This is a genomic window from Pseudonocardia halophobica (assembly GCF_050948485.1).
Taxonomy (GTDB): domain Bacteria; phylum Actinomycetota; class Actinomycetes; order Mycobacteriales; family Pseudonocardiaceae; genus Pseudonocardia; species Pseudonocardia halophobica.
Map to the genome: position 1 here is coordinate 2,938,012 of NZ_CP192046.1, position 25,001 is coordinate 2,963,012.

The 25,001-nt window shown below is 70.1% G+C and carries 19 protein-coding genes and 3 rRNA genes; 10 read left to right on the top strand and 12 right to left on the bottom strand.

The annotated features are described in order from the left end of the window. Positions 1-58 precede the first annotated feature (58 nt). A complete protein-coding gene (locus ACQP04_RS14180) occupies positions 59-2,770 on the bottom strand; it encodes a LuxR C-terminal-related transcriptional regulator (RefSeq protein ID WP_433507500.1) in 2,712 nt (903 codons plus the stop codon). A gap of 569 nt (positions 2,771-3,339) precedes the next feature. On the opposite strand from ACQP04_RS14180, the gene ACQP04_RS14185 reads away from it, so the two are divergent. The 6 genes from ACQP04_RS14185 (at position 3,340) to ACQP04_RS14210 (ending at position 14,466) form a co-directional block, all read left to right on the top strand. Then, the gene (locus ACQP04_RS14185) at positions 3,340-3,624 is read left to right on the top strand and encodes a hypothetical protein (RefSeq protein ID WP_433507501.1); all 285 of its coding nucleotides are present in this window, start codon (positions 3,340-3,342) and stop codon (positions 3,622-3,624) included. A gap of 147 nt (positions 3,625-3,771) precedes the next feature. After that, positions 3,772-6,672, top strand: a complete 2,901-nt coding sequence (locus ACQP04_RS14190) for a hypothetical protein (RefSeq protein WP_433507502.1) — start codon at positions 3,772-3,774, stop codon at positions 6,670-6,672. A 754-nt stretch (positions 6,673-7,426) separates the two neighbouring features. Next, a 16S ribosomal RNA gene (locus ACQP04_RS14195) occupies positions 7,427-8,943 on the top strand. Positions 8,944-9,243: 300 nt separating this feature from the next. After that, positions 9,244-12,373, top strand: a 23S ribosomal RNA gene (locus ACQP04_RS14200). Between the two features lie 134 nt (positions 12,374-12,507). After that, positions 12,508-12,624 (top strand): 5S ribosomal RNA (gene rrf / locus ACQP04_RS14205). Together the 16S, 23S and 5S rRNA genes form the textbook arrangement of a ribosomal RNA operon. Positions 12,625-12,903: 279 nt before the next feature. Beyond that, positions 12,904-14,466 carry a heparan-alpha-glucosaminide N-acetyltransferase domain-containing protein gene (locus ACQP04_RS14210; RefSeq protein WP_433507503.1) on the top strand — a complete coding sequence of 521 codons (1,563 nt, stop codon included), beginning with the start codon at positions 12,904-12,906 and terminating at the stop codon, positions 14,464-14,466. A gap of 19 nt (positions 14,467-14,485) precedes the next feature. On the opposite strand, the gene ACQP04_RS14215 is transcribed toward ACQP04_RS14210, so the two are convergent. After that, entirely contained in the window at positions 14,486-14,848 is a 363-nt protein-coding gene (locus ACQP04_RS14215; protein WP_433507504.1) for a hypothetical protein, read from the bottom strand. A 144-nt stretch (positions 14,849-14,992) separates the two neighbouring features. Here ACQP04_RS14215 and ACQP04_RS14220 point away from each other — a divergent pair, with 144 nt between their 5' ends. Genes ACQP04_RS14220 through ACQP04_RS14235 form a run of 4 tightly spaced genes read left to right on the top strand, consistent with a single transcriptional unit; the run spans position 14,993 to position 18,609 of the window. Beyond that, the gene (locus ACQP04_RS14220; protein WP_433507505.1) at positions 14,993-15,640 is read left to right on the top strand and encodes an ABC transporter permease; all 648 of its coding nucleotides are present in this window, start codon (positions 14,993-14,995) and stop codon (positions 15,638-15,640) included. Between the two features lies 1 nt (position 15,641). Next, entirely contained in the window at positions 15,642-16,835 is a 1,194-nt protein-coding gene (locus tag ACQP04_RS14225; protein ID WP_433508364.1) for an ATP-binding cassette domain-containing protein, read from the top strand. Next, positions 16,832-17,638 (top strand): ABC transporter permease, encoded by an 807-nt coding sequence (locus ACQP04_RS14230; RefSeq protein WP_433507506.1) that lies wholly within the window; start codon positions 16,832-16,834, stop codon positions 17,636-17,638. Before ACQP04_RS14225 ends, ACQP04_RS14230 begins: the two co-directional genes overlap by 4 nt. Further along, on the top strand, positions 17,635-18,609 hold the full coding sequence (locus tag ACQP04_RS14235; protein WP_433507507.1) for a glycine betaine ABC transporter substrate-binding protein: 975 nt from the start codon (positions 17,635-17,637) through the stop codon (positions 18,607-18,609). The genes ACQP04_RS14230 and ACQP04_RS14235 overlap by 4 nt, the downstream gene beginning before the upstream one ends. Positions 18,610-18,613: 4 nt before the next feature. Here ACQP04_RS14235 and ACQP04_RS14240 read toward each other — a convergent pair whose 3' ends face one another. The 10 genes from ACQP04_RS14240 to ACQP04_RS14285 form a co-directional block, all read right to left on the bottom strand. Then, a complete protein-coding gene (locus tag ACQP04_RS14240; protein ID WP_433507508.1) occupies positions 18,614-20,194 on the bottom strand; it encodes an alpha/beta fold hydrolase in 1,581 nt (526 codons plus the stop codon). A 35-nt stretch (positions 20,195-20,229) separates the two neighbouring features. Continuing rightward, positions 20,230-20,994 carry a 3-hydroxybutyrate dehydrogenase gene (locus ACQP04_RS14245; RefSeq protein WP_433507509.1) on the bottom strand — a complete coding sequence of 255 codons (765 nt, stop codon included), beginning with the start codon at positions 20,992-20,994 and terminating at the stop codon, positions 20,230-20,232. Between the two features lie 21 nt (positions 20,995-21,015). Then, positions 21,016-21,681 (bottom strand): alkaline shock response membrane anchor protein AmaP, encoded by a 666-nt coding sequence (amaP, locus tag ACQP04_RS14250; RefSeq protein WP_433507510.1) that lies wholly within the window; start codon positions 21,679-21,681, stop codon positions 21,016-21,018. Next, positions 21,678-22,223 (bottom strand): DUF6286 domain-containing protein, encoded by a 546-nt coding sequence (locus ACQP04_RS14255; protein WP_433507511.1) that lies wholly within the window; start codon positions 22,221-22,223, stop codon positions 21,678-21,680. Before ACQP04_RS14255 ends, amaP begins: the two co-directional genes overlap by 4 nt. 11 nt (positions 22,224-22,234) lie before the next feature. Beyond that, positions 22,235-22,669, bottom strand: coding sequence for an Asp23/Gls24 family envelope stress response protein (locus tag ACQP04_RS14260; protein WP_433507512.1), 435 nt, complete (start codon positions 22,667-22,669; stop codon positions 22,235-22,237). Next, positions 22,666-22,845 carry a hypothetical protein gene (locus ACQP04_RS14265; RefSeq protein WP_037047373.1) on the bottom strand — a complete coding sequence of 60 codons (180 nt, stop codon included), beginning with the start codon at positions 22,843-22,845 and terminating at the stop codon, positions 22,666-22,668. The genes ACQP04_RS14260 and ACQP04_RS14265 overlap by 4 nt, the downstream gene beginning before the upstream one ends. After that, complete coding sequence (locus ACQP04_RS14270; RefSeq protein WP_433507513.1) at positions 22,842-23,180, bottom strand: hypothetical protein; 339 nt, start codon at positions 23,178-23,180, stop codon at positions 22,842-22,844. Before ACQP04_RS14270 ends, ACQP04_RS14265 begins: the two co-directional genes overlap by 4 nt. Then, entirely contained in the window at positions 23,177-23,536 is a 360-nt protein-coding gene (locus ACQP04_RS14275) for a hypothetical protein (protein ID WP_433507514.1), read from the bottom strand. Before ACQP04_RS14275 ends, ACQP04_RS14270 begins: the two co-directional genes overlap by 4 nt. Beyond that, positions 23,533-24,054 carry an Asp23/Gls24 family envelope stress response protein gene (locus ACQP04_RS14280; protein ID WP_433507515.1) on the bottom strand — a complete coding sequence of 174 codons (522 nt, stop codon included), beginning with the start codon at positions 24,052-24,054 and terminating at the stop codon, positions 23,533-23,535. The genes ACQP04_RS14275 and ACQP04_RS14280 overlap by 4 nt, the downstream gene beginning before the upstream one ends. Positions 24,055-24,168: 114 nt before the next feature. Next, positions 24,169-24,903: a pyrimidine reductase family protein gene (locus tag ACQP04_RS14285; protein ID WP_433507516.1), complete on the bottom strand. Its 735-nt coding sequence runs from the start codon at positions 24,901-24,903 to the stop codon at positions 24,169-24,171. Positions 24,904-25,001 lie beyond the last annotated feature (98 nt).

The following is a 25,001-nucleotide window of genomic DNA, read 5'->3' on the forward strand; positions in this document are numbered from 1 at the left end:
TCGCCCTGACGGGGTCGCCGCCGTCCTGCTGGGTCTGCAACGACCCCAGCGCAGTTGCTCAGCCAGGCTCAGCCTCGTTCTCCAGCGCCTTTCGCAGCGCGGCGCGATTGTTGATCCCCAGCTTGTCGTAGACGTGCGCGAGGTGGGTCTCGACGGTTCGCACGGAGAGCACGAGCTTCCGGGCGATGTCGAGGTTGCTCGTCCCGGCGGCCGCCAGCACGGCGATCTCGTGTTCCCGCCTCGTGAGAGAGGGTGGGTTCAGCTGATCGAGCGAGGGTGTCCAGGCGCCGCCCGCCGCCCTTGCGAGCCGGGTCGCGCGGGCGGTCGAGGTGGACGCCTTCCTCGGGTGACGTGCTCGTTGATGGAGCCGCGCGGCCTCTGCCGCCGCATCGGCCGCAAGGAGACGTGCGCCCAACGACTCGAACTTCTCGGCCACACCGTCGAGGGCGTCACCCGACCCATCGATGATCGCCCGGGCGTGGTCCGCGAAGAGGACGATCAGTTGACCGTCGACCTGCGCGGCGAGCTCACCGAGGCGCGCCGCGACATCCGAGGCACGGCCCAGACGGGCCGCGGTGTGCAGGGCTTCGGCCTCGACGAGCCGCTGCCCGGCGGTCGCGGCCGAGGATCCCGCTCGCAGCGCGGCCTCGGCCCCCTCGTCGAGCCCTTCCCTGCGGCCTGCTCGCCAAGCGCGGGCGAGGTGGATCTGCGGGACCCACCCGCCCAGGACGGGTCGGTCCGATTCGACGATCTCACTCAGGACCTGCTCGGCGGCGCCGTCGTCGCGGAGCACGACGTTCGTCTCCACCAGCTTCGCCAGGCACAGCGGTGCGCACCCGATCGGGTCGCTGTCCGCAAGCCGCGCAGCGGCTTCGGTCAACCAGCGCGCAGCAAGGGACGGGGAGCCGCTCGCCGACGCCGCCAACCCGAGCGCCAGCCCGCCCATCGCGTCGCACGCGGAGGGTGCTTGGGACAGCGTCGCTCTGTGCTGCTCGGCGGCGACCGCTTCGGCCTCCCGGATCCGCCCGGTGAGGAGCAACCCGGCGAGCTCGACGTGTCGCAGCACGGTACGGGTGATCGCCAACTCCGGATCGGCGGTGCATTCCTCGAATGCGGCCCACCCGCGGGTCACGGCCGCGAGTGCCTCGTCCCCGCGGCCGAGCGCGCAGAGCCCGATGGTCGATGCGAGGGATCCCCACAGTCGTAGCCACGGTCCGGACTCAGCCGTCGACGAGGTGCTCGAGGCCAGCTGGATGGCCTCCTCGGGCCTGCCCGCGAAGTACTGCAGCACTGCCCGGACCGCTGCCGCCGCGTGCCCTTCCCGGCCCAGCGACACCAGGGCGTCCTCGACCCGACCGAGTCCGAAGAACTGGTTGAGCGCACAGGTCGTGGCGAGCCGTGCACGATGATCCTCGGAGCTCGCGAGGGGGAGGGCGTCGACCGCGACACGCTCCGCCTCGCCGTGTCGCCCCTGCCAGCGCAGGGCTTCCGCGAGCGCGACGGCCGCGATGCCACCCGCCTCGGACCCGAGCGCCGCGCGTGCGAGCCGCTCAGCCAGCTCATGGTCCGACATCGCGTTCGCCTGTAGTGCCGCATGAGCGAACGCGGCCGGCTCGACGCGGTCCCCCGGCAGGAGGAGCAGTTCGGCGATCCGCACCGGGTTCTCCCGGGTCCACCGCCGAACGCACGCGGTCTCGGTGAGCCTGTGCCGAAGCTCGCCCGCTTCGGCCTGGGGGGTCTGGGCGCAGAGCACCTCCTTGTGCAGGGGCTGGGCCAGGCGTGCCTCGGTGCCGCCGGACACCTGCTCGGTCACGACGATCCCCCGGCGCTCGAGCCCGGCCACGACGTCCGGAGAGGTCAACCCGACGAGGTCCTCGAGATCCAGTTGGTTGGCGATGGCGAGCAGCTCCGCCGCCGCCCTCGCGGCCGGGTCCAGCTCCCCGAGCTGTGCCTGCACCACCTCTGTGAGGCGCTGGGTCAGCATGAGCCGGCCCTGCCAGCGCCAGACACCGCGCGCCTTACGGAATCGTTCGGTCTCGTGGCCCGCGGCGACCAGCTCGTGCAGGAACAGGGCAGCGCCGCTGCTCATCTGCAGCAGATACTCACAGGTCCGGCTGTCCACCGTGCCGGCGAGCACCGCGGTGAGAAGCCGCTCCACCTGCGCGCGCGTCAGCGGGGCGAGCTCGAGCCTCCTCGCCAACCCGTCCTTCCACAGCGCCGCCACGGAATCCGGAGCCGGGGCGCCGCTTCGGACGGTGAGCACGACGCTCGCCGTGCGGGTCAGCACCAGCCGGTGCACGAGCGCAGCCGACAGATCGTCGAGGAGATGGGCGTCGTCGATCCCGACGACGGCCGTTCCCCGCTGGCCCGGATGGAGCGCGGATGCCAGGGCCTGCCACGCCGTTGCCGGATCCGTCGCGCCCACGGCGGGGAGCAGATGGGCCAGCGCGCAGAGCGGGATCGCGGCGATCTCCCGGGTGCACGTCACCCACTCCGTATGGCGGCCCGCGCGCTGCGCGGCCCGCACGGCCTCCTGAGCCAGTCGGGTCCTGCCCACTCCCGATGCGCCGGAGATCACGACCGAGCCGGGTTCGGCCTGGCCGACGGCATCGAGGACGGCCAGGAGCTCGCGATCGCGAGCGAGGAACGGCCAGATCCCGCCGGAAGGCTCCGGTGGCTCGAGCCGGCTGTCGACGGCTCCGCCGGGGAACACCCCGTGGAACCGGACGGAAGACCGGCCCGGCCACTCGTCAGCCCTGTCGTCCTGCACCCGCCCCCCACCCTCACTGAGTGCGGAACGCCCCACGACAGGACCTCGAGACGGGTGAGACCCGACGAGCACCTGGCGTTCGGCGCATTCCCTTGGGCAATTCGTCGGCCCTGCCCAATGATGACCTAGACGGGCCCACAATTCGACGCGCTACCCGCTCCCAGTGTGACGCAAACCCGGGATCCCGTGAGTCAAGGGCAGTATGACTCGTCCTGCAGTATCGCGTCCGACGTCCGTTGCGCCCGCATTGACCTCTCCTGCGTCGGCGTCGAAAGATCGATGACCTACGTCACTGTAAGTTCAGTAGATCCGCGCCGAGACGTACGTAGTCCGAGACGTAACGTCAGTGCTGAGTACGTGGCCAGTGCCGTGGTGTCTGCACACAACCTGCGTACACGTTTCCATTGCTTTTCGGTCGCCACTCCGCGGAAAATGTCCTTGCCGAATCAACGGCACATCTCCGAAGCCGTGATCGCGGAAGAGGTGCGGACGATCGGCACTCGTGAATCCGAGTGCTGACCATTCTTCTGCTCTGTCGCTTTCACGCGAGGAAATCCGGGAGGAAAACCATGTTCGACGACCTGCACGTGGAACTGCTGCCCGAGCGCACCGTCATGACCGTCGTGGCTCCGCCGCACCACAACCACGGCAAGCACAACGGCATCTCCGTCGGCAACGGCGGCAACGGCGGCAACGTCGGCGGCGGCGGCGGCGGCGGCACCTTCGGTGGTGGCGGTGGTGGCGGCGGGGCGGCTCTCATCGCCACCAACACTCACGGACCGCTGGAGACCGGTCCCGGTGACCTGATCGTCGAGGGCGGCAACGGGGGCAACGGAAGCTTCACCGTCTCCTAGCGCTGATCGTCGGCGCATCGTGCTGCCGGCGGCAGGGGGGCGATCGCACGCCGGTTGCCCCCCTGTTCCGGCTGTACCAGCTTTGATCGAGGGGGCATGGTGGTCGAGGGCGGCGTGCTTGCAGCCCCAGCTGCAGCCGGTCGTAGCATGCGACGGCTGGCCGATGGCACCGAACTGATCGGCGAATACAAGGGGTCCGGCTACCAGGAGCCGAAATACCTGCTGCGCCGGTGCGACGGGCAGGTCATGCAGCTCCCGGCCCTCCTCTACCGGGTGGCGAGCTCCCTGGACGGCCGACGCGACGACGGTGAGTTGGCCTGCGCGCTCAGTGCCGAGCTCGGCCAGGACCTGACCGCCGACGACATCGCGTTCCTGGTCGAGGAACGGCTCCGGCCGGTCGGGATCGTCGCGCCCGACGTGTCCGGCAGCGACCCTGACGTCGGCGAGGCTTCTGCTCCGCCGGTCCGGTCCGATCCCCTGCTGGCGCTTCGTTTCCGGGTCGGCGTCGTCCCGGCGAGCGCGGTCTGGCGCATCGCCGGCGTCTTCCGGCCGCTCTTCCTGCGGCCCGTGTGGATCGCGGCCGTCGCCTCCTTCCTCGCGCTCGACGTGCTGATCATCCTGCGCAGCAGCGTGTTCGACCAGTCGATCGCCGGGGTGGACGTACTGGTCGACCGACCGGCGCTGATGCTCGCGATCATCGGTCTGACCCTGCTCAGCGGGATGTTCCACGAGTGCGGGCACGCGACAGCGTGCCGCTACGGTGGCGCCCGGCCAGGCGTGATGGGTGTCGGGCTCTACATCATCTGGCCTGCGCTGTACACCAACGTCACCGACGCCTACCGGCTCGACCGGATCGGTCGTTTACGCACCGATCTCGGCGGGGTGTACTTCAATGCCATCTTCATGGCCGGTGTGAGCCTTTTGTACCTCACGACAGGTCAGCCTTGGCTGCTGCTCGTCCTCATCGCTCTTCACACCGAAACCGCATGGCAGTTCCTGCCTTCGATCCGGCTCGATGGCTATTACATTCTCGCCGACCTGGTCGGGGTGCCTGATCTCTTCAGCTATCTGCGGCCGGTGTGCGCCAGCCTCGTTCCAGGGCGTCCGACTGATCCACGGGTGGGAAAGCTTCGGCCCTGGTCGCGCCGGCTCATTGTGCTGTGGGTCGTTCTGGTTGTGCCGACGTTGCTCGGCTATCTCGTCGGGTTCCTCATCCTGGCGCCCCACGTCATCCCCGTCGTCTGGGACGGGCTGATCGACTACCTCGGTACGATCGAGCAGGCGGCGCGCGCCGGCGAGGTGGCGACCACTGCACTGAGCGTGTTCCAGCTCGTGATGTTCCTGCTGCCGTGGGTCGGCACCCTCCTGATCAGCGCCAGTTTCGTCGGCGCACTCCGCAGGTACGCGGCAACCCGGTGGGGATGGGGTTGGGTCCAGCCCGGCGTCTGGAGCGCCGTGCGGCGGTATGCGGTGCTCGTCGCGGTGGGTGGCTTCGCCGTCGCCCTGATCGCCCGGGTCGCCGTGACCACGGCAACGGCCCCGGCCTCGGCCGCGGAGACCCGGATCACCGCGAGCGCGTTCGGCGTTCTCCTGTTCGGGCCCGGTCTCGCTCCTGCCGTGGACGCCGGCGAGTCCTTCGTCAGGGACCAACTCGTCGCCTACGCGTGGCTGACCGGAGCGTTCCATCGACACGACGCCGTCCTCGGGGGCGCTCGGGAGCTGGCGGTGCTGGCGTGCGTGGTGCTTGTCGCGTGCCTCCTGGTGCTCGGGACGGCGCTGCGCTGGCGGCCGGCGACCGTCGCTCTGCCGCTGGCGGGGGCCGCGGCGATGGGTCCGGTCGTCTCGACGCTCGCCGCGGTCGGCCCGGGCGTCGTGGGAGCGGCATGGACGGCGACGGGCGTGACGGCGCTCGTGTTCCGAGAGCAGCGCCCGGGCGGTCGTCACCGGCGCCCGCACCTGCTCACGCGGCGCCGGGTCCTCCTGGGACTCGGCGTGGCGGCGCTCGCACTCGGAATCGCCAGCGCGCCGCTGGTCGCCGTGCCGATGGCGGTCGGTTCGGCCGTGCTCGTCCTCCGGCGTGAGAACGCGGTCTCCCGAGAGCTCGGCTGGACCGCGGTCGTCGGCGGAGCGTTCGGCCTCGTCCTGCTCGCGGCACTCGTGGCGCCGCCCCTGCTGGGCACACCTGCGCGCTCCGTACTCACCGGGTCGGAGCGGGACGTGCTGGTGCTGCTCGCCTCGGTCGTGGTCGTCGGGGGAGTCCTCGCGATCCGCGCGCTGCGATGGACCGCTGTGATCGCGGGGCCGCTCGTCGTGCTGGTGGCCGTGAACGCACCGGGCGCCGACGTGGCGCTCCCCCTGCTGGTCGCGGCGGTGGTCGGGGTTGGTGCGCTGATCGTCGACGCCTGGACCAGCCGGCCGGTGCAGGTTCGCCCGCATCCGCTGCTGAGAGCCTTGCTGGCCGTGCCGGTCCTCGTACTCGTCGTCGTCGGCGGGATCTTCCTCCCGGCGCACACATCCGAACTCCCGCACCGCCACCTGGCGAGCTGGATCCTGGCGTCGCCGTCAGCCGGTCCGGCGCTCGAGACGCCACCGGCTTTGTGGGCCGATCTGGTCCGCGACGGCGTACCTGTGGATCGCTTACGCCTGGAAGCAACGCCCTCGCACGGTGTCACCGCCTGGACGATCGTTGCTGGGGACCCCGGCCCGGAGCCCCGCACCGCGGCGCGTCTCGGTTCCGGAACCGAGCTCGTGACCGTTCTACGCCCAGCTCGGGAGCCTGCGCAGCGAATCGACGTTGAGCAAGCCACGCCACCCAGCAACAAACCATCCGGCTCCGGGGCTGCACCGCCGTCGGAGTCGAACTCGGGGGAGTCGCCGGCTGCCTCAGCCGGGGAGCGACGCCCGGCGACGAACGACGGGTCGGAGACTGATCACCAGGTAGGCGCACGGGCAGAGCGTCACGACGTACCCGACCGGCATCGGCGCGGCTCCGGCGAGGTCGGCGACGACCGTCGTGACCATCAGGGACACGGTGCTCACGCCCGATGATGACGCGGACCCGCCGCCCGAGGGCCTGCCCTCGACGGCATGAGCGGCCTCATCCTCGTCTCTCCCCCACGCAACCGCCCAGAGCTCGACACGGGCCGCGGACAGGGACGTAGCGACACAGGCAGCGAGTAGGCCCCTCGCGGGCAGGCCCTCGAGTGGTAAGAGCAGGACGGGCTGGGGGAGATGCCGTACCCGCCCGAGTACCCGAAGATGCCGGACGAGCCGATGCGGGTGCGCCCTCGCGGGCACGGAACCAGGGGTGAGGTCGCTGGTCAGCCGGTGTCCACCTCGGCCCCCCGGCCCCTGGCGCTCAGTTGTCGCCGAAAGTGTGAGCGCCGTCATGAACCCGGAAATCTGCCGTCAACCTGACTCCTGGCAGCGTTCGCAACGTCGTGACCTGCGCAGTCGGCCCGATCTCGGGGTGGGGACCCCCGTTTTGCCCTGGCTGATCGGGCCGTGTAACTTTCTCTCTGTCAGCGAGACAGCCGGACAGAACGAGCCCCTGGGGTTCGGTCAACAGGCCCGCTGGCCGCCCCCCGAGCCGGACCCCGTGGATCCTCGTGGATTCGAGTGGGTGTACGGTGGGGAAAGCCCCGGAAGTTCGCCGTCGGGTGAGCCATGGTGTGCGGGTGTCTTTTGAGAACTCAACAGTGTGTCGAGCTAGTAATATCGGGACTGGCGGTTTGTGCCAGTTCATTTTTGGGCTCATGTTCCTGACCCCGTCGGGAGTAGGCCCGCCAGTTGGAGCCAGTTTTTGTTGGAGAGTTTGATCCTGGCTCAGGACGAACGCTGGCGGCGTGCTTAACACATGCAAGTCGAGCGGTAAGGCCCTTCGGGGTACACGAGCGGCGAACGGGTGAGTAACACGTGGGTGACCTGCCCTCAGCTCTGGGATAAGCCTGGGAAACCGGGTCTAATACCGGATAGGACCTTCTCCTGCATGGGAGTGGGTGGAAAGTTTTTCGGCTGGGGATGGGCCCGCGGCCTATCAGCTTGTTGGTGGGGTGATGGCCTACCAAGGCGACGACGGGTAGCCGGCCTGAGAGGGCGACCGGCCACACTGGGACTGAGACACGGCCCAGACTCCTACGGGAGGCAGCAGTGGGGAATATTGCGCAATGGGCGGAAGCCTGACGCAGCGACGCCGCGTGGGGGATGACGGCCTTCGGGTTGTAAACCTCTTTCGCCAGGGACGAAGCGTGAGTGACGGTACCTGGATAAGAAGCACCGGCCAACTACGTGCCAGCAGCCGCGGTAACACGTAGGGTGCGAGCGTTGTCCGGAATTATTGGGCGTAAAGAGCTCGTAGGCGGTGTGTCGCGTCGGCCGTGAAAACCTGGGGCTTAACTCTGGGCTTGCGGTCGATACGGGCATCACTGGAGTTCGGCAGGGGAGACTGGAATTCCTGGTGTAGCGGTGAAATGCGCAGATATCAGGAGGAACACCGGTGGCGAAGGCGGGTCTCTGGGCCGATACTGACGCTGAGGAGCGAAAGCGTGGGGAGCGAACAGGATTAGATACCCTGGTAGTCCACGCCGTAAACGTTGGGCGCTAGGTGTGGGGGCCATTCCACGGTCTCTGTGCCGCAGCTAACGCATTAAGCGCCCCGCCTGGGGAGTACGGCCGCAAGGCTAAAACTCAAAGGAATTGACGGGGGCCCGCACAAGCGGCGGAGCATGTGGATTAATTCGATGCAACGCGAAGAACCTTACCTGGGTTTGACATGCACCAGACATCCCTAGAGATAGGGCTTCCCTTGTGGTTGGTGTGCAGGTGGTGCATGGTTGTCGTCAGCTCGTGTCGTGAGATGTTGGGTTAAGTCCCGCAACGAGCGCAACCCTTGTTCCATGTTGCCAGCGGGTAATGCCGGGGACTCATGGGAGACTGCCGGGGTCAACTCGGAGGAAGGTGGGGATGACGTCAAATCATCATGCCCCTTATGTCCAGGGCTTCACACATGCTACAATGGCCAGTACAGAGGGCTGCGAGACCGTGAGGTGGAGCGAATCTCTTAAAGCTGGTCTCAGTTCGGATTGGGGTCTGCAACTCGACCCCATGAAGTTGGAGTCGCTAGTAATCGCAGATCAGCAACGCTGCGGTGAATACGTTCCCGGGCCTTGTACACACCGCCCGTCACGTCACGAAAGTTGGTAACACCCGAAGCCGGCGGCCCAACCCTTGTGGAGGGAGTCGTCGAAGGTGGGACTGGCGATTGGGACGAAGTCGTAACAAGGTAGCCGTACCGGAAGGTGCGGCTGGATCACCTCCTTTCTAAGGAGTCTCACCGTGTTGGTGGGATGAGGTCAGTGCCCTTGGGGTGTCTGTCCCTCCTTATCACTGAATCACCCCGGTTTCGGGGTGCTGGGTGGAACACGATCGTTCTGGTTCCGGTATTTGTTTCTACGGTTCGGCACGCTGTTGGGTCCTGAGGAGACACCTGTGGGTGTGTTCTTGGTGGCCGCGTCCGGTCTGGTTCATCTAACGCCCGCCGTTGTGTGGGTGGTGGTGTGACGGGGGTCGGGGTGTGGTTGTGTGTTGAGTGTTGCATAGTGGATGCGAGCATCTTGTTGTGGTCAAGTGTGTAAGGGCACATGGTGGATGCCTGGGCATCAGGAGCCGATGAAGGACGTGGGAGGCCGCGATAGTCCTCGGGGAGTTGTCAACCGAGCTGTGATCCGAGGGTGTCCGAATGGGGAAACCCAGCGCCCGTCATGGGGCGTTACTTACATCTGAATTCATAGGGTGTAAGGGGGAACGTGGGGAAGTGAAACATCTCAGTACCCACAGGAAGAGAAAACAACCGTGATTCCGTGAGTAGTGGCGAGCGAAAGCGGAGGAGGCTAAACCGTGTTCGTGTGATACCCGGCAGGGGTTGCGGATGCGGTGTCGTGGGTTGTGGTCGTCGGGGTTCTGCCGGACCTCGGATTGTGTGGTTGTGTGTTAGTGGAAGACTTCTGGAAAGGGTCGCCGTAGTGGGTGAGAGCCCCGTACGCGAAAACGCGCAGCGCATGATGGACCGCATACCCGAGTAGCAGCGAGCTCGTGGAATTTGCTGTGAATTTGGCGGGACCACCCGTTAAGCCTAAATACTTCCTGGTGACCGATAGCGGACGAGTACCGTGAGGGAAAGGTGAAAAGTACCCCGGGAGGGGAGTGAAATAGTACCTGAAACCGTGTGCCTACAAGCCGTCAGAGCCTTTATCGGTGATGGCGTGCCTTTTGAAGAATGAGCCTGCGAGTTATGCTTCGTGGCGAGGTTAACCCGTGTGGGGTAGCCGTAGCGAAAGCGAGTCTGAACAGGGCGTTGAGTCGCGGGGTGTAGACCCGAAGCGGAGTGATCTACCCATGGCCAGGGTGAAGCGTCGGTAAGACGTCGTGGAGGCCCGAACCCACCAGGGTTGAAAACCTGGGGGATGAGCTGTGGGTAGGGGTGAAAGGCCAATCAAACTCCGTGATAGCTGGTTCTCCCCGAAATGCATTTAGGTGCAGCGTCGCGTGGTGGGTACCGGAGGTAGAGCACTGGATGGCCTAGGGGGCCGACAAGCTTACTGAAGTCAGCCAAACTCCGAATGCCGGTACTGTTAGCGCGGCAGTGAGACTGCGGGGGATAAGCTTCGTAGTCGAGAGGGAAACAGCCCAGATCACCGGCTAAGGCCCCTAAGCGTGCGCTAAGTGGGAAAGGATGTGGGATCGCCGAGACAACCAGGAGGTTGGCTTAGAAGCAGCCACCCTTGAAAGAGTGCGTAATAGCTCACTGGTCAAGTGGTCCTGCGCCGACAATGTAGCGGGGCTCAAGCGCACCGCCGAAGCCGTGGCAATCCGACATTCATCCGCCGGGGCCTTTTGGGGCGTTGGTGTAGTGGTTGGGTTGGGTAGGGGAGCGTCGTGCATCCGGTGAAGCCGCCGAGTGATCGAGTGGTGGAGGGTGTGCGAGTGAGAATGCAGGCATGAGTAGCGAATGCAGAGTGAGAATCTCTGCCGCCGGATGACCAAGGGTTCCTGGGCCAGGTTGTTCCGCCCAGGGTGAGCCGGGACCTAAGGCGAGGCCGACAGGCGTAGTCGATGGATAACGGGTTGATATTCCCGTGCTCGTGATAGTGCGTCCATGCCGAGGCTGTTGATGCTAACCATCCGAACCCGCCTCTGAGTCCTTCGGGACGAGGGGGAGTGGGGGAGCGTGGGATCCGATTCGGTAGTAGGCAAGCGATGGGGTGACGCAGGAGGGTAGCCTCGCCACGCGGTGGTTGTCGTGGTGTAAGCCTGTAGCCCGACTCCCAGGTAAATCCGGGGGTCTGCCTTGAATGGCGGGGGTGAGAGGTGATGCGTAGCCGATTGAGGCGAAGTAGGGTGATCCCATGCTGTCGAGAAAAGCCTCTAGTGAGTGCTGTTGCGGCCCGTACCCTAAACCGACACAGGTGGTCAGGTAGAGAATACCGAGGCGATCGAGTGAACTCTGGTTAAGGAACTCGGCAAAATACCTCCGTAACTTCGGGAGAAGGAGGGCCGGTTGCCTTGAAGCCCCGTTGCGGGCTAGGGGTGGCCGGTCGCAGAGACCAGGCCCAAGCGACTGTTTACTAAAAACACAGGTCCGTGCGAAGTCGCAAGACGATGTATACGGACTGACGCCTGCCCGGTGCTGGAACGTTAAGAGGACCTGTTAGCCGATTCGTCGGCGAAGCGGAGAATTTAAGCGCCAGTAAACGGCGGTGGTAACTATAACCATCCTAAGGTAGCGAAATTCCTTGTCGGGTAAGTTCCGACCTGCACGAATGGCGTAACGACTTGGGCGCTGTCTCGACCAGAGACTCGGCGAAATTGCACTACGAGTAAAGATGCTCGTTACGCGCGGCAGGACGGAAAGACCCCGGGACCTTTACTACAGCTTGGTATTGGTGCTCGGTTCGGCTTGTGTAGGATAGGTGGGAGACTGTGAAGCGGTCACGCTAGTGGTTGTGGAGTCGTTGTTGAAATACCACTCTGGTCGAATTGGGTGTCTGAACCTCGGGCCATGATCTGGTTCAGGGACAGTGCCTGGTGGGTAGTTTAACTGGGGCGGTTGCCTCCTAAAGGGTAACGGAGGCGCCCAAAGGTTCCCTCAGCCTGGTTGGCAATCAGGTGTTGAGTGTAAGTGCACAAGGGAGCTTGACTGTGAGACTGACGGGTCGAGCAGGGACGAAAGTCGGGACTAGTGATCCGGCACCTCCTGGTGGAAGGGGTGTCGCTCAACGGATAAAAGGTACCCCGGGGATAACAGGCTGATCTTGCCCAAGAGTCCATATCGACGGCATGGTTTGGCACCTCGATGTCGGCTCGTCGCATCCTGGGGCTGGAGTAGGTCCCAAGGGTTGGGCTGTTCGCCCATTAAAGCGGTACGCGAGCTGGGTTTAGAACGTCGTGAGACAGTTCGGTCCCTATCCGCCGCGCGCGTAGGAGACTTGCGGAAGGCTGTCCCTAGTACGAGAGGACCGGGACGGACGAACCTCTGGTGTGCCAGTTGTACCGCCAGGTGCATGGCTGGTTGGCTATGTTCGGAAGGGATAACCGCTGAAGGCATCTAAGCGGGAAGCTCGTTCCAAGATGAGGTCTCCCACCACCTTTGCGTGGGTAAGGCTCCCAGTAGACGACTGGGTTGATAGGCCAGAGATGGAAGCCCTGTGAGGGGTGGAGTTGACTGGTACTAATAGGCCGAGGGCTTGCCACAACATGTTGTTCGCATCCACTGTGTGACCCTGAGCACACGACCAGTCCGGCCCGGTTTCGGGTCGGTGGTTGGTGTTCGACCCGGTCCATTCCCCCGGTAGAACGGGGGGTGGGGTGGGATAGGTGAATAGTGTTGTCGGTGGTCATTGCGGAGGGGGAACGCCCGGTCCCATCCCGAACCCGGAAGCTAAGCCCTCCAGCGCCGATGGTACTGCACTCGCCAGGGTGTGGGAGAGTAGGTCGCCGCCGACATCAAACCTTGGGAAAGGCCCCGGAACTGCGGTTCCGGGGCCTTTCCCGCGTTCTCGGGGCCGATTCCGGTGAACGGCGCTCTCGCTCACCAGGAATGAACGAGAGCGCCGTTCGCCTACCGTGGGACAGCGATCAGCCCGGTCGGTTCCTACGACCGCGGTGGGGGCCGGCACCCGGGGGTCCGGGGGTCCGCCCCAGCGACGGGGCCGCCGGGCGTTGCCAGGCTCGATCCCCGAGGCGCGCCCCGGGCGGGGCGCCGACCGTCGGGGAGGACTCACTGTGTCGACGTCGTTCGTCCGGGCCGGGCCAGCATGGGCCGAGGCCCCCACCGTTCCGCTCCTGGTCGACCCCTCGACGGTGCCGCTCCGGGCACCGCGGACGCGGCCGGACGGGCGGGTGGTCGGGGTCGACGCCGCGCGCGGCGTGGCCCTGCTGGGCATGTTCGCCACGCACGTGTTCCCCGTGTTCGGCGAGGGCGGCTCACCGACTGCGGCGACCGTGATCGCGGCGGGCCGGGCGGTGTCGACCTTCGTCCTGGTCGCCGGGGTGAGCGTGGCGTTCCTGGCCGGCAGCCGCGTCGGTGGGCGCGGGGCGGCCGCGGCCGGGCTCGTCGTTCGTGCGGTGCTGATCGGCTTGCTGGGCCTGCTGTTCGGTTTCGTCGCGCCGCAGAACGGCGTGGACGGGATCCTGCCCTTCTACGGCGTCTTCTTCCTGCTCGCCGTGCCCCTGCTCTGGCTGGGCCCGCGCGCCCTGGCCGCTGTGACGGTCGTGGCGTTCCTGCTCGGCCCCGTCGCGTTGGTGGCGACCGCGGGGCTACCGCGCGCGGCCACCGATCCCACGCTCCTCACACTGGTCCAGGACCCGGGCGGCCTCCTGCTGCAGCTGTTCGTGACCGGTGAGTACCCGGCGATCGTCTACGTCGGGTACCTCGCTGCCGGGCTGGCGATCGGGCGGCTCGACCTGTCGTCGCGCCGGGTGGGCTGGGCCCTGGTCGGCGGCGGGCTGGTGCTCGCGGCCGGGTCGCGGATCGTGTCGTGGATCCTGCTGTACCCGCTCGGCGGGCTCGCGGAGCTCACGGCGATGGTTCCCGCCGGCGACGCGTCCTCCGCGGAGGTCGCGCAGCGGCTGCTGTGGGAGGCCTACCCCATGCCGACGTGGTGGTACCTCGCTCTGCCCACGCCGCACGGGCACACGCCCGTCGACCTGGCGCACACCCTCGGCTGCGCGATGGCACTGCTGGGTGCGCTCCTGCTGCTGACCCGCGTCGACGCCGTGCGCCGTCTGCTGTCACCGCTCGCCGCGGCGGGCGAGCTCTCGCTGACGCTGTACTGCGCGCACCTGGTGGTGCTGGCGAGCGGGGTCCTGTCGGACGAGCCGGTGCTGCTGCTCGTCTCGATGATCCTGGGGGCGCTCGCAGCGGCACTGGCGTGGCGGCGGACGTTCGGCCGCGGCCCGCTCGAGACGCTCGTGTCGGTGCCCGCGAGCGCAGCGCGACGGGCCGTCGGAGGGCGGCATCGCGCGCACGGCGCGCCTGCCACCAAGCCGAACCGGCGGCCGAATCCGGCGCGTGCGGCGGCGATCGGACTGGTGGTCGCCCTGTTCGGGCTGAGCGTCGCCATCGTGCTCGGCACGTCCGACCGGGACGGGGGTGCCGAACCCGCGGACGAGGTCGGGACGTTCACCGAGTCCGAGGACCAGGCCGACCCGCCCACGCTCGCACCCCTGCCGCCCGACGAGTCCGAGGACGTCGAGAGCGGTCAGGGCGACCGGGGGAACCCGGCGGACCGGGACGACCGTGGCGGCGACGCGCAGCAGGACGAGGAGACCGAGCCACCCTCGTGAGCCGCGGGCCGCGCGCGGGTCAGCGGCGGAAGAGGCGGATGCCGGCCGCGCGGCGGAAGCGCGGGCAGTCGCAGGTCACGCACTCGGTGCCGCGACGGTAGTGCTCGTGGGCCGTGGAGCCGTGCCCACAGCGGCAGGCGGTGTCGACGACGCCGGCCACCCGGGCCGAGGCCGGGGTGGCCGGCGCCCGCATGGCTACGTACGGTGCGGCGGGGCGGTCCGGGAGGATCGCGGTCATGCTGGCTTCTACCCCCGAGGAGAAGTCCGATTGTTCTGTGTTCACCCCGGTCGTCGCGCTTCCGGCCCAGAACGTGTCGCCCGGTCGGCCGGTTTCATCACTGTTGACGACGGCGGCACCGTACTGGCCCGTCCGGGCGATCACGCCTGCCACTGAAGGGGACACGCCGCGACCGCAGGGCGTCGTTCCACCGGGCAAGACCGTCTTCTTGGCCGTAAGTTCCCTCCCACACTCGAACGAAACCCGCTCCGGGTGAACGTTCTCGGACGTGACGAGAGGAGGGCGACGGTGAGCCTCTGGCAGTACGTCACCGAGAGGTGGGACCGGCTGTCGCTCCAGGCGTGGCTGCACCTGAGCGGCGTCGTGCAGTGCACGATCCTCGCAGCGATCATCGGCGTGGCCGTGGGCATCGCGGTCTACCGCAGTCCGGCCGGTTCCGCGGTCGCCACCGCACTGTCCAGCACGGTCCTCACCATCCCGTCGTTCGCGCTGCTCGGCCTGCTGATCCCGATCGTCGGCCTGGGCGTGACCCCGAGCGTGATCGCGCTGACCCTCTACGGCCTGCTCCCGATCGTGCGGAACACGATCGTCGGGCTCGCCGGGGTCGATCCCGCGGTCACCGATGCCGCGAAGGGCATCGGGATGAGCCGGACCGGCGTGCTGAGCCGGGTCGAGCTGCGGATGGCCTGGCCCGCGATCCTCACGGGCATGCGGGTCTCGGCCCAGATGCTCATGGGCATCGCGGTGATCGCGGCCTACGCCAAGGGCTTCGGGCTGGGCTCCGAGGTCTTCTCCGGACTGACCCGGGCCGGCTCGGCGAACTCCCTCAACCAGGCGCTCGCCGGCACGCTCGGCGTCGTGATCCTGGCCCTCCTCCTCGACGGGGTCTTCGTCCTGATCGCCCGTCTCACCATCCCGAAGGGTGTGCGTGACTGAGATGACGACGTCGCCGACCACCGATGTGACCACCAGCGACACCCCGGGCGTCTCCGGCGCCGAGATCCGGCTGGAGCGGGTCAGCAAGCGCTACCCGAACACCGCGGCCCCCGCGGTCGAGGAGTTCACGATGACCATCCCGGCCGGGAAGGTCGTCGTGTTCGTCGGGCCCTCCGGCTGCGGCAAGACCACCACGATGCGGATGATCAACCGGATGGTCGAGCCGACCTCCGGCACGATCACGATCGGCGGCCGGGACGCGCTGCACATCGACCCCGACCAGCTGCGCCGCACGATCGGCTACGCCATCCAGCAGGCGGGCCTGTTCCCGCACTACACGGTGGCGCAGAACATCTCCGTGGTCCCCGGCCTGCTCAAGTGGGACAAGAAGCGCATCGCGGCCCGCGTCGAGGAGATGATGGACCTCGTCGGGCTCGACCCGGGGACGTTCGCGAACCGGCTGCCGCGCCAGCTGTCCGGCGGCCAGCAGCAGCGCGTCGGGGTGGCGAGGGCGCTCGCGGCCGACCCGCCGGTGCTGCTCATGGACGAGCCGTTCGGTGCGGTCGACCCGATCACCCGCGGCAACCTGCAGGACGAGCTCATGCGGCTGCAGTCCGAGCTCGGCAAGACGATCGTGTTCGTGACCCACGACTTCGACGAGGCCGTGAAGCTCGGGGACAAGATCGCCGTGCTGGGGGACCGCTCGACGATCCAGCAGTACGACACCCCGGACGCGATCCTGGCCAACCCGGCCAACGACACCGTCGCAGGCTTCGTGGGCGCGGGTGCCTCGCTCAAGCAGCTCACGCTGATGCGCGTGCGGGACGTGGAGTACAGCACCGACGAGGTCATGGTCGTCACCGAGGACGAGCACCCGGCCACCGTGGCGGACCGGCTGACGAAGGCCGGACGCACCTACGCCCTGGTCGTCGACGACCGCCACCGCCCGCTGCGCTGGGTCCACGTGCGGGAGCTCGCCGGGCGCAGCTCGCTGCTGCAGGTGGGCAAGCCCGTCGGCGACGCGATCAGCACCCAGTCCACGCTGCAGGACGCGCTGGAGGCGATCCTCACCGAGGGCGGCCGGGCGGTGGTGACGGGCTCGCGCGGCGAGGTCGTCGGCACCATCGACATCACCACGGTCACCGACGTGATCGCGGGCGTCCGCGAGGAGCACGGGGTGGGTGAGGCCGGATGACCGCGATTGCGGAGGGCTTCCCCGGCGTCAGCACGACCAGCGCCGTCGAGCGCAGGCCCAGCGTCACCTCGCGGTCGGACCGGTTCCGGCTGTTCTTCCAGCCGATCGCCGTCGTCGTCATCGTGGCCGCGGTCGTCATCTGGGCGCTGGCCAGCGACCTCAACGCCAACGAGCGGGAGACCCTCAACCTCCCGACGATCATGACCCTGCTCGGCCAGCACATCCTGATCACGATCGTGGTCAGCCTGCTCGTGGTGGCCATCGCGGTGCCGCTGGGCATCGCGCTCACCCGGCCCGCCCTGAAGTGGCTCGCCCCGGTGTTCCTGGCGATCGCCAACATCGGGCAGGCCGCGCCCGCGCTGGGCGTGATCGTGCTGTTCTTCCTGTGGTCGGGCATCGAGGGCCTGTGGGCCGTGGCGATCCCGCTGGTCTTCTACACGCTGCTGCCCGTGCTGCGGAACACGATGGTCGGCATCCAGCAGGTCGACCGCTCGCTGATCGACGCCGGGCGCGGTATCGGGATGTCGGCGGGCGGCGTGCTGATGCGCGTCGAGCTGCCGCTCGCGGTGCCGCTGATCCTCGCCGGCCTGCGCACGGCGCTGGTGCTCGCGGTCGGCACGGCCACGCTGGCGTTCTTCGTCAACGGCGGCGGGCTCGGCGAGCTGATCGACACCGGCTACAAGCTGCAGCTCAACTCCGTGATGTACGTGGGCGCGGTCCTCGCGATCGGGCTGGCCCTGCTCGTCGACTGGCTCGGCGGCATCGCGGAGCGCTGGCTGGCCCCGAAGGGAGCGGAGCAATGATCCGCAGGGTCGCCGCCGCCGTGGCCACGCTCGCCTCGGCGGCCGTGCTGGCCGGGTGCGGCCTCGAGACCAACACCGCCGTCCCCTTCACCGTCACGCCGGGGTCGATCAAACCCGTGCCCGCGCTCGAGGGCGTGACGCTCACCGTCGGCTCGAAGGACTTCACCGAGCAGATCCTCGTCGGCTACATGGCCGAGCTGGCGCTCTCGGCGGCCGGTGCCGACGTCCGCGACCTCACCAACATCCAGGGCTCGTCGAACTCCCGGCTCGCGCTGAAGACCGGGGACATCGACCTGACCTGGGAGTACACCGGTACGGGGTGGATCAACTACCTGGGCCACACCGACCCGATCCCGGACGAGCAGAAGCAGTACGAGGCGGTCCGGGACGAGGACCTGCAGCAGAACGGGCTGCGCTGGCTGCCGTACTCCGAGCTGAACAACACCTACGCCTTCGGCACCACCGAGGCCTACGCGCAGCAGCACAACCTCAAGAGCAACTCCGACATGATGGAGTTCCTCAAGCAGAACCCGGACCAGGGCGTGTTCTGCGTCGAGACGGAGTTCGCCAGTCGTCAGGACGGACTGCCGGGCGTGGAGAAGACCTACGGGTTCCAGCCCACCGAGGTGAAGACCTTCGGCACCGGCGCGATCTACGCCGGCATCGCCAACGGCACGTGCAACTTCGGGGAGATCTTCACGACGGACGGGCGGATCGCGGGGCTGAACCTGGCGGTGCTCGAGGACGACAAGAAGTTCTTCCCGCAGTACAACATCGCCGTGGTGCTCCGGGAGGAGACCTACCGGCAGCACCCGGAGATCGAGCAGGTCATGCAGCCCGTCGCGATGGCGCTGAACAACGACGAGATGATCGAGCTCGGCAAGAGGGTCGACGTCGACGGCGAGGACCCGGGCATCGTCGCCCGGGACTGGATGATCGAGAAGGGCTTCATCGGGCCCGACACGTCCTGACGGGTCAGGCCGGGCAGACGGTGCCGTCGCGGGGGACCGACCCCGCGACGAGCACCTGCTCGACCAGGGCGGTCACGCAGGCGTTGCGCGGGTAGGCCCCCTGCCCGGCGCCCTGCCAGCCGACGAAGGAGCTGCGGCCGAGCAGCTGCGCCACCCGACGGGAGCCGTCCTGGGGGGCGCGCGGGTCGGCCGCGGTGCCCAGCACGAGGACCGGCGGGGTGTCCGCGGGCAGCGCGGTGAGGGTCGGCGCGCCGGTCGAGGCCGGCCAGGGCCCGCACGCCAGCAGCCGCTGTGCCGCCGCGGCCCCGAACAGCGGGTACTGCCGCGACCAGCGGTCGGCGAGCTGCGCGACCTCGGGCGGGGCGAGCCGGCGGGTGGTGTCGTTGCAGGCGGTGGCCAGCTCGTCGTCGAACGTCCCGCCGGCGCCGAGCACCGGGGCGAGGAAGGCGATCAGGCCGGTGGGGTCGCCGGAGCCGGCCGCGGCCAGCCCGGCCGCGAGCGCCGGCCAGCGGGCGGGTTCGCCCAGGCCCGCGCGCAGGGCGGCGAGCGCGCCGCCCGCGGTGAGCCGGTCGCCGTCGGCCGAGGCGAGCGGGCGCGTGCCCAGCCCGCTGACGACGCCGGTGACCGCGGCCCGCGGGTCGGATCCGAGCGGGCAGCCGCCCCGGGCGACGCAGGCGGCGGCGAAGGCGTCGAAGGTGGCCTCGGCCGAGCCGGCCCGGGCCTCGCTGCGCTCCGGCTCGTCGGACACCAGGTCGACGGGGGAGTCCAGCACCACGCGGCCGACGGACCGCGGGTGCGCCGCCGCCCACGCCGCGACCGCACTGGCCCCGTCGCCGATCCCGACGACGTCGAGCCGGTCGACCCGCAGCGCGGTCCGCAGCTGCTCGAGGTCCGCGGCGGTGGACGCGGTGCGGTACGAGCTGATCGTGTTGTCGAGCAGCAGGTAGCAGTCCTGCACCACCGAGCGCGCCTGCTCCAGCAGCGGGCCGAGGTCGGTCGCGCCGCCGACCGGCGGGGTGTCGGTGATCGCCGCGCGGGCCTCGGGCGGGGCGCAGTCGATGAGGTCGCTGCCGGTCCCGCGCCGGTCCAGCCCGACGAGCTGGTACTGCGCCAGCACGGCGTCGGAGACCAGGGCGGCCAGGCGGCCGGCGGAGCGGGCCGAGCCGCCGCCCGCGCTGTCCCCGACCACGACGAGCGCCGGGCGGGTGCGCGGGGCGTCGGCGGCCGCGACGCGCAGCACGCCGAGCCGCGACGCGCCGGCGGCGGGGCGGGCCGGGTCGGTGGAGACGGAGAGCTCGCCGCAGCTCGCGGAGAGCGCGCGGCCGGCCGGGACCGGGAACCCGGCCGCGGCCACCGCCTCGACCGTGTCCGCGGTGCAGTCCGCGTAGTCGACGAGCGGGTCCTGGTCCTGGGGCGCGGGCAGGGCGTCCGGGTCGGCCGGGACGGCCGCGGTGGTCGGCGGCGGCCCGGAGGTGGTCTCGCCGCGCACCGCGACCGGCGGGCGCTGCGACGGCCCGACCGAGCACGCGGCCAGCAGGAGCACGCCCAGGAGCGCGACGATCACGACGCGTGCCCGGGCCCCCACTCTCCCAGTCTGCCCGGCCACCGGTGAACCGGCGGTTAGTGGGCCGTCCAGCCACCGTCCTGGACGAGCGAGACGCCCGAGATGGACGCCGAGGCGGGGCCCCACAGCACGCTCGCGAACTCGGCGACCTCCTCCGGCTCGATCAGCCGCTTCACCGCGACGGGGGTCAGCATGATCTTCTCCACGACCTCGTCCTCGTCGAGGCCGTGGTGGCGGGCCTGGTCGGCGATCTGCTTCTCCACCAGCGGCGTGCGGACGTACGCGGGGTTGATGCAGTTGCTGGTCACGCCGTGCGGGGCGCCCTCCAGCGCCGTGACCTTCGACAGCCCCTCCAGCCCGTGCTTGGCCGCCACGTAGGCCGACTTGTAGGGCGAGGCGCGCAGCCCGTGCGCGCTGGAGACGTTGACGATCCGGCCCCACTCCCGGCCGTACATGTGCGGGAGCACGCGCCGGACCAGCCGGAACGGCGCCTCCAGCATGATCGTGAGGATCTGGTGGAACAGGTCGGGGTCGAAGTCCTCGATGGGGGAGACGTGCTGCCGGCCGGCGTTGTTGACCAGGACGTCGACGTCCCCGGGCAGAGCGTCGACGGCCGCGAGGTCGGTGAGGTCGCAGGGCAGGGCCTCGACCCCGTCGACCTCGGCGGCCAGCGCCTTCACCGCGTCGGCGGAGAGGTCGACGGCGTAGACTCGCGCCCCGTCCGCGGCGAGCCGGCGGGCCATCGCCGCCCCGATCCCGCTCGCCGCGCCGGTGACGAGGGCGGTGCGGCCGGACAGGACCGGATCGGTGCTGCGCGTCATGCCGTCGAGGCTAACCAGAGGTCACGCGACGCGGGGAGCGTGCGTGACCGAGTCGAGCTCCAGCCGGACGGCGACCGGCAGGTGTGCGAGACCGAGCGAGCGCCGGGCCTCGGCGACGACCTCGTTCTCCAGCCGGCGGCACACCTCGGCGACGTCGGCCTCGTCGGTGACCCACACCGTCAGCCGCAGCGCCGGGGTGCCGGACGAGCCGACCATCCGGGCCCGCGCCTTCCCGACACCGGGCAGCGCGGCCGCCCGGTCGGCGACGGCCTCGGCGAGCGCCCCGGCCGTGACCAGGAGCCTGGTGTCCTGGTCCTCCTCGAGCAGCATGTCGGGGCGGCGTTCCGGGCGCAGGGACCGCACGGCCCACCACAGCCCGAGCACCACGAGCACCACGCCGGCCGCGATCGCGACCCAGCGCCACAGCTGCTGCTGCGCGCGGAGGGCGTCGACGATCAGCGGGTCCAGCAGCGGCCGGGCGGCGCGGCCGGTGCCGAACACGCCGAAACCGAGCAGGGCCGCGAGGGTGCCCGCGGCGAGCAGCACGAACCCGAGCAGCGCGAGCCACACGCGGTCGAGGTTGGCGGACCGGGCGACCGCCTTCCGGGAGCCGCGCAGGACCCGCCGCGGCGGGGCGGCGGTCCCCGTGCCGGGGTCGCCGGCCGGCACGTCGGTGGGGGTGCTCATCGGGGCTCCTTCCGGCCGCGGGTGGACACGGCGACGCGCGGCCGCCGGGCGAGGGGCAGCTCGTCGAGCAGCGTCGAGACCCGGCCGCGGACGGTGTCGGTCAGGCCGGCGAACCCGCCACCGGCGTCGGGCCAGCCCTCCGCCCGGACCACGATCTTGCGGGCCGAGGCGCTCACGGAAGCCGCCGCGACGTCGTCGGACTCCCGGACGGTCCGCCCGACGAGGCGGGCGAGCACCCGCGGCGAGGTCGCCACGGTCATCTCCGGGGTCGGCGCGGTGAGCGCGACGTCGTGCCGGCGGGCGAGCAGCGCGATCAGCAGGAGCAGCAGCCCGACGACGGCCACGCAGATCGCCACGACGATCACCGGCCGGGCGGACCACGGCAGCCCGGAGAGGGCGGCCTGCCAGGCCGGCCACGGCACCACGAGCCCGCGGCCGGCGGGCCGGACCCAGGCGGCGACGACCTCGATCACGAGGATCACGCCGACCGCCGCCAGGGCCAGGCCCAGCAGCGGCGCCAGCGTGCGGAGCAGCACGCGCACGTGGACCTCCCCTATCGGATCCGGGGCTGCGCGGGCCGGGTGGGCTCGCGCAGGCCGGAGACGGTGACGGCGAGCGAGCGGACCCGGTACCCGGAGATCCGCTCGAGCTCGGTGGCGACCATGTCCCGCACCGCCGCGACGGTCTCGCGCACGGGGGCGGGATAGGCGCAGGCCAGCTCCAGCCGGACGTCGACGGCGTCGCCGGTCGCGCTGATCCGCGCCCGCGGGCCGGCGTCGCCGACCTCGACCCCGGCCACCCGGCGCTCGCGGTGCAGCGTGCCCGGGACCAGGTCGGTCGCGTGCTCGACGATCTTGCGCAGCACGGCGGGCGCGATGTCCAGGTCCCCGCGCTCGTCCGCGTCGGGCGCCCAGCCGGGCAGCCCGACGGCGGCGGGGGGCCGGCTCGCCGGGGCCGGCACCAGGGCGGCCGCAGCCGGGGCGCTCACTTGTCGCGGGCCCGGCCGAGGACGCCGGACAGGTCGAGCTCGCCGTCGAGGAACCGGCCGACCGCGAGCCCGATCGCGCCGAGGACCAGCACGATGACGAAGGCGACGAACCCGCCGAAGGCGGCGGCCAAGCCGAGCAGGAGACCCGCCAGCAGGCCGGTCTGGGTGGCAGTCATTCTCGTTCCGCTCCTGGATCTGGGTCGGGGCGACCTGGGTGGGGGGTGGGCCGGTCCACGCGGGTGCGGGCCCGGGCGCGGGCGGTCCGGATCGCCGCGACGACGATCCGCACCGCCAGCGGCAGGTCGGGGACGATCTCGACCGGGGCGTCGTAGCGCCGGTCGTCGGGCGTCCCCGGGGCGGGCGCCGCCCGCGCCGCCCGGAGGCGGGCGAGGCCCTCGACGAACGCCTCGGGATCGCCGCCGCGGTCCGGGTGGTGGTCGCGGACGAACGCGCGGTAGGCCGCCCGTTCCTCGCGCGTCCACGCCTCCGGGCCGAAGTCCCCGTCGGTCACGGACCGATCTCCACCGTGGTGACCGGCCCGCCCTGCGGGTCGGGCCCGGCCACGACGTCGGACACGGTGACGTCGACCGGACGCCCCCCCGCCACCGCCGCCACCCGGGCCCGCAGCTGGGCCACGACCTCGGGGATCGGCGCGGCGAGGGACAGCACGACGGCGACCTCGACCGGCCCGCCGTGCTCGTCGACGCGCACGCCGACGAGCCGGTGCCCCGGCAGGTACGTGGCGACGGCGCCGAAGATCCCGCCGTCGAGCCGGACGACCGCGGGGTGCGCGGCGACCAGCTCGGCGACCCGGCGGGCCAGCTCGTCGTCGGCCGCCCGCGAGCCGCTCGTCCCCGCGCCGGTCACTCGACGCGAGACGGCGCCGGCGTGGCCGGCACGGGCGGGGCCTCGGGACCGTCCTCCTCGGGCAGGTGGATGTCGTTGACCGCGATGTTGACCTCGATGACCTCGAGGCCGGTCATGCGCTCTACCGCGGTGATCACGTTGCGCCGCACGGCGCGCGCGAGGTCCACGATGGACGCGCCGTACTCCACCACGATGTCCAGGTCGATCGCGGCCTGCTTCTCGCCGACCTCGACCTGCACGCCCGCGATGTTCGACGCGCCGGTGCCGCCGCCCGGGATGCGCTCGCGCAGCGCGCCGAACGTCCGGGACAGGCCGCCGCCCATCGAGTAGACGCCCGAGATCTCCCGCGCCGCGATGCCCGCGATCTTCTGGACGACCGACGCCGCGATCGTCGTGCGGCCCTGGGCGGTCTCCTCGGCCAGCCGGCCCGGGCTGCCCGAGGTGCCCGAGGCGGCCGAGGTCGACGGGGTGGCGGCGGCGGGGGTGCCGCCGGTCGTGCTGCCGGTGCTGCTGCTCATGCGTACTCCTCGGAGAACCGTGGGGTGCGCCGGTGTCCGGCGCCGTACACAGCATCCGACGGACCGGGCTCCCGCACCCTCACGCCACATCACCCGATCGGCGGGTCGTCGCCCTCACGTCGCCGCGCGGACGTAGCGCAGCAGGAGCGTGCCGTCCTCCTCGAGGACCGACGCGAGCGCCATCCCCTCGGGGGCCCGGCCGCCGGGCCCGTGCGCGATGCGGCCGGCGTCGCCCGCGGCGAGCAGCGGGGAGAGGGTGAGGCAGAGCTCGTCGACGGCGCCGGCAGCGATCAGGTCGCCGTGCAGCCCCGGGCCGCCCTCGCAGAGCACCCGCCGCAGCCCCCGCCGCTCCAGCTCGCCGAGCAGGGTCCCCGGACCGAGGTCCGGCAGCTCGACGACGTCGGCGCCGGCCGCGTGCAGCGCCGCCCGCCGCTCGGCCGGGGCCTCCGCGGTGGTGAGCACGATCGTCGGCACGAACGTGTCCGTGAACAGCCCGAGGGACGGGTCGAGCCCGGCCGACCCGGTGACGACGGCGATGGGCGGGGGCGTGTCCCGGCCGATCGTGGGCCTCCGGGCGCCGCGGTACCGCTCGGCCCGCGCGGTGCCGGCGCCGACGAGCACGACGTCGGCGAGCCGGCGCAGGGTGCCGAACACCGCCTTGTCCGCGGGCGTGCCCAGGCCGCCCGAGCGCCCGTCGACCGAGACTGCGCCGTCCAGACTGGACACGAAGTTGACCCGGACCCACGGCCGGCCCGGGTCCGGCGGGTAGGCGTAGACCTCCGGCAGGTCCTCCGGGGCGAGCTCGGCGGGGTCGGCGGGCGCGGGGTCCCGCGGCAGCAGTCGGCGCACGGGCCCATCCCAGCACCCCGCGGCCGTGGGCGCGCCCTCGTCCCGACCCGTCCAGCTGCACGGATGCACACGGGTGTGATCCACGGGAAGGGCGCCAG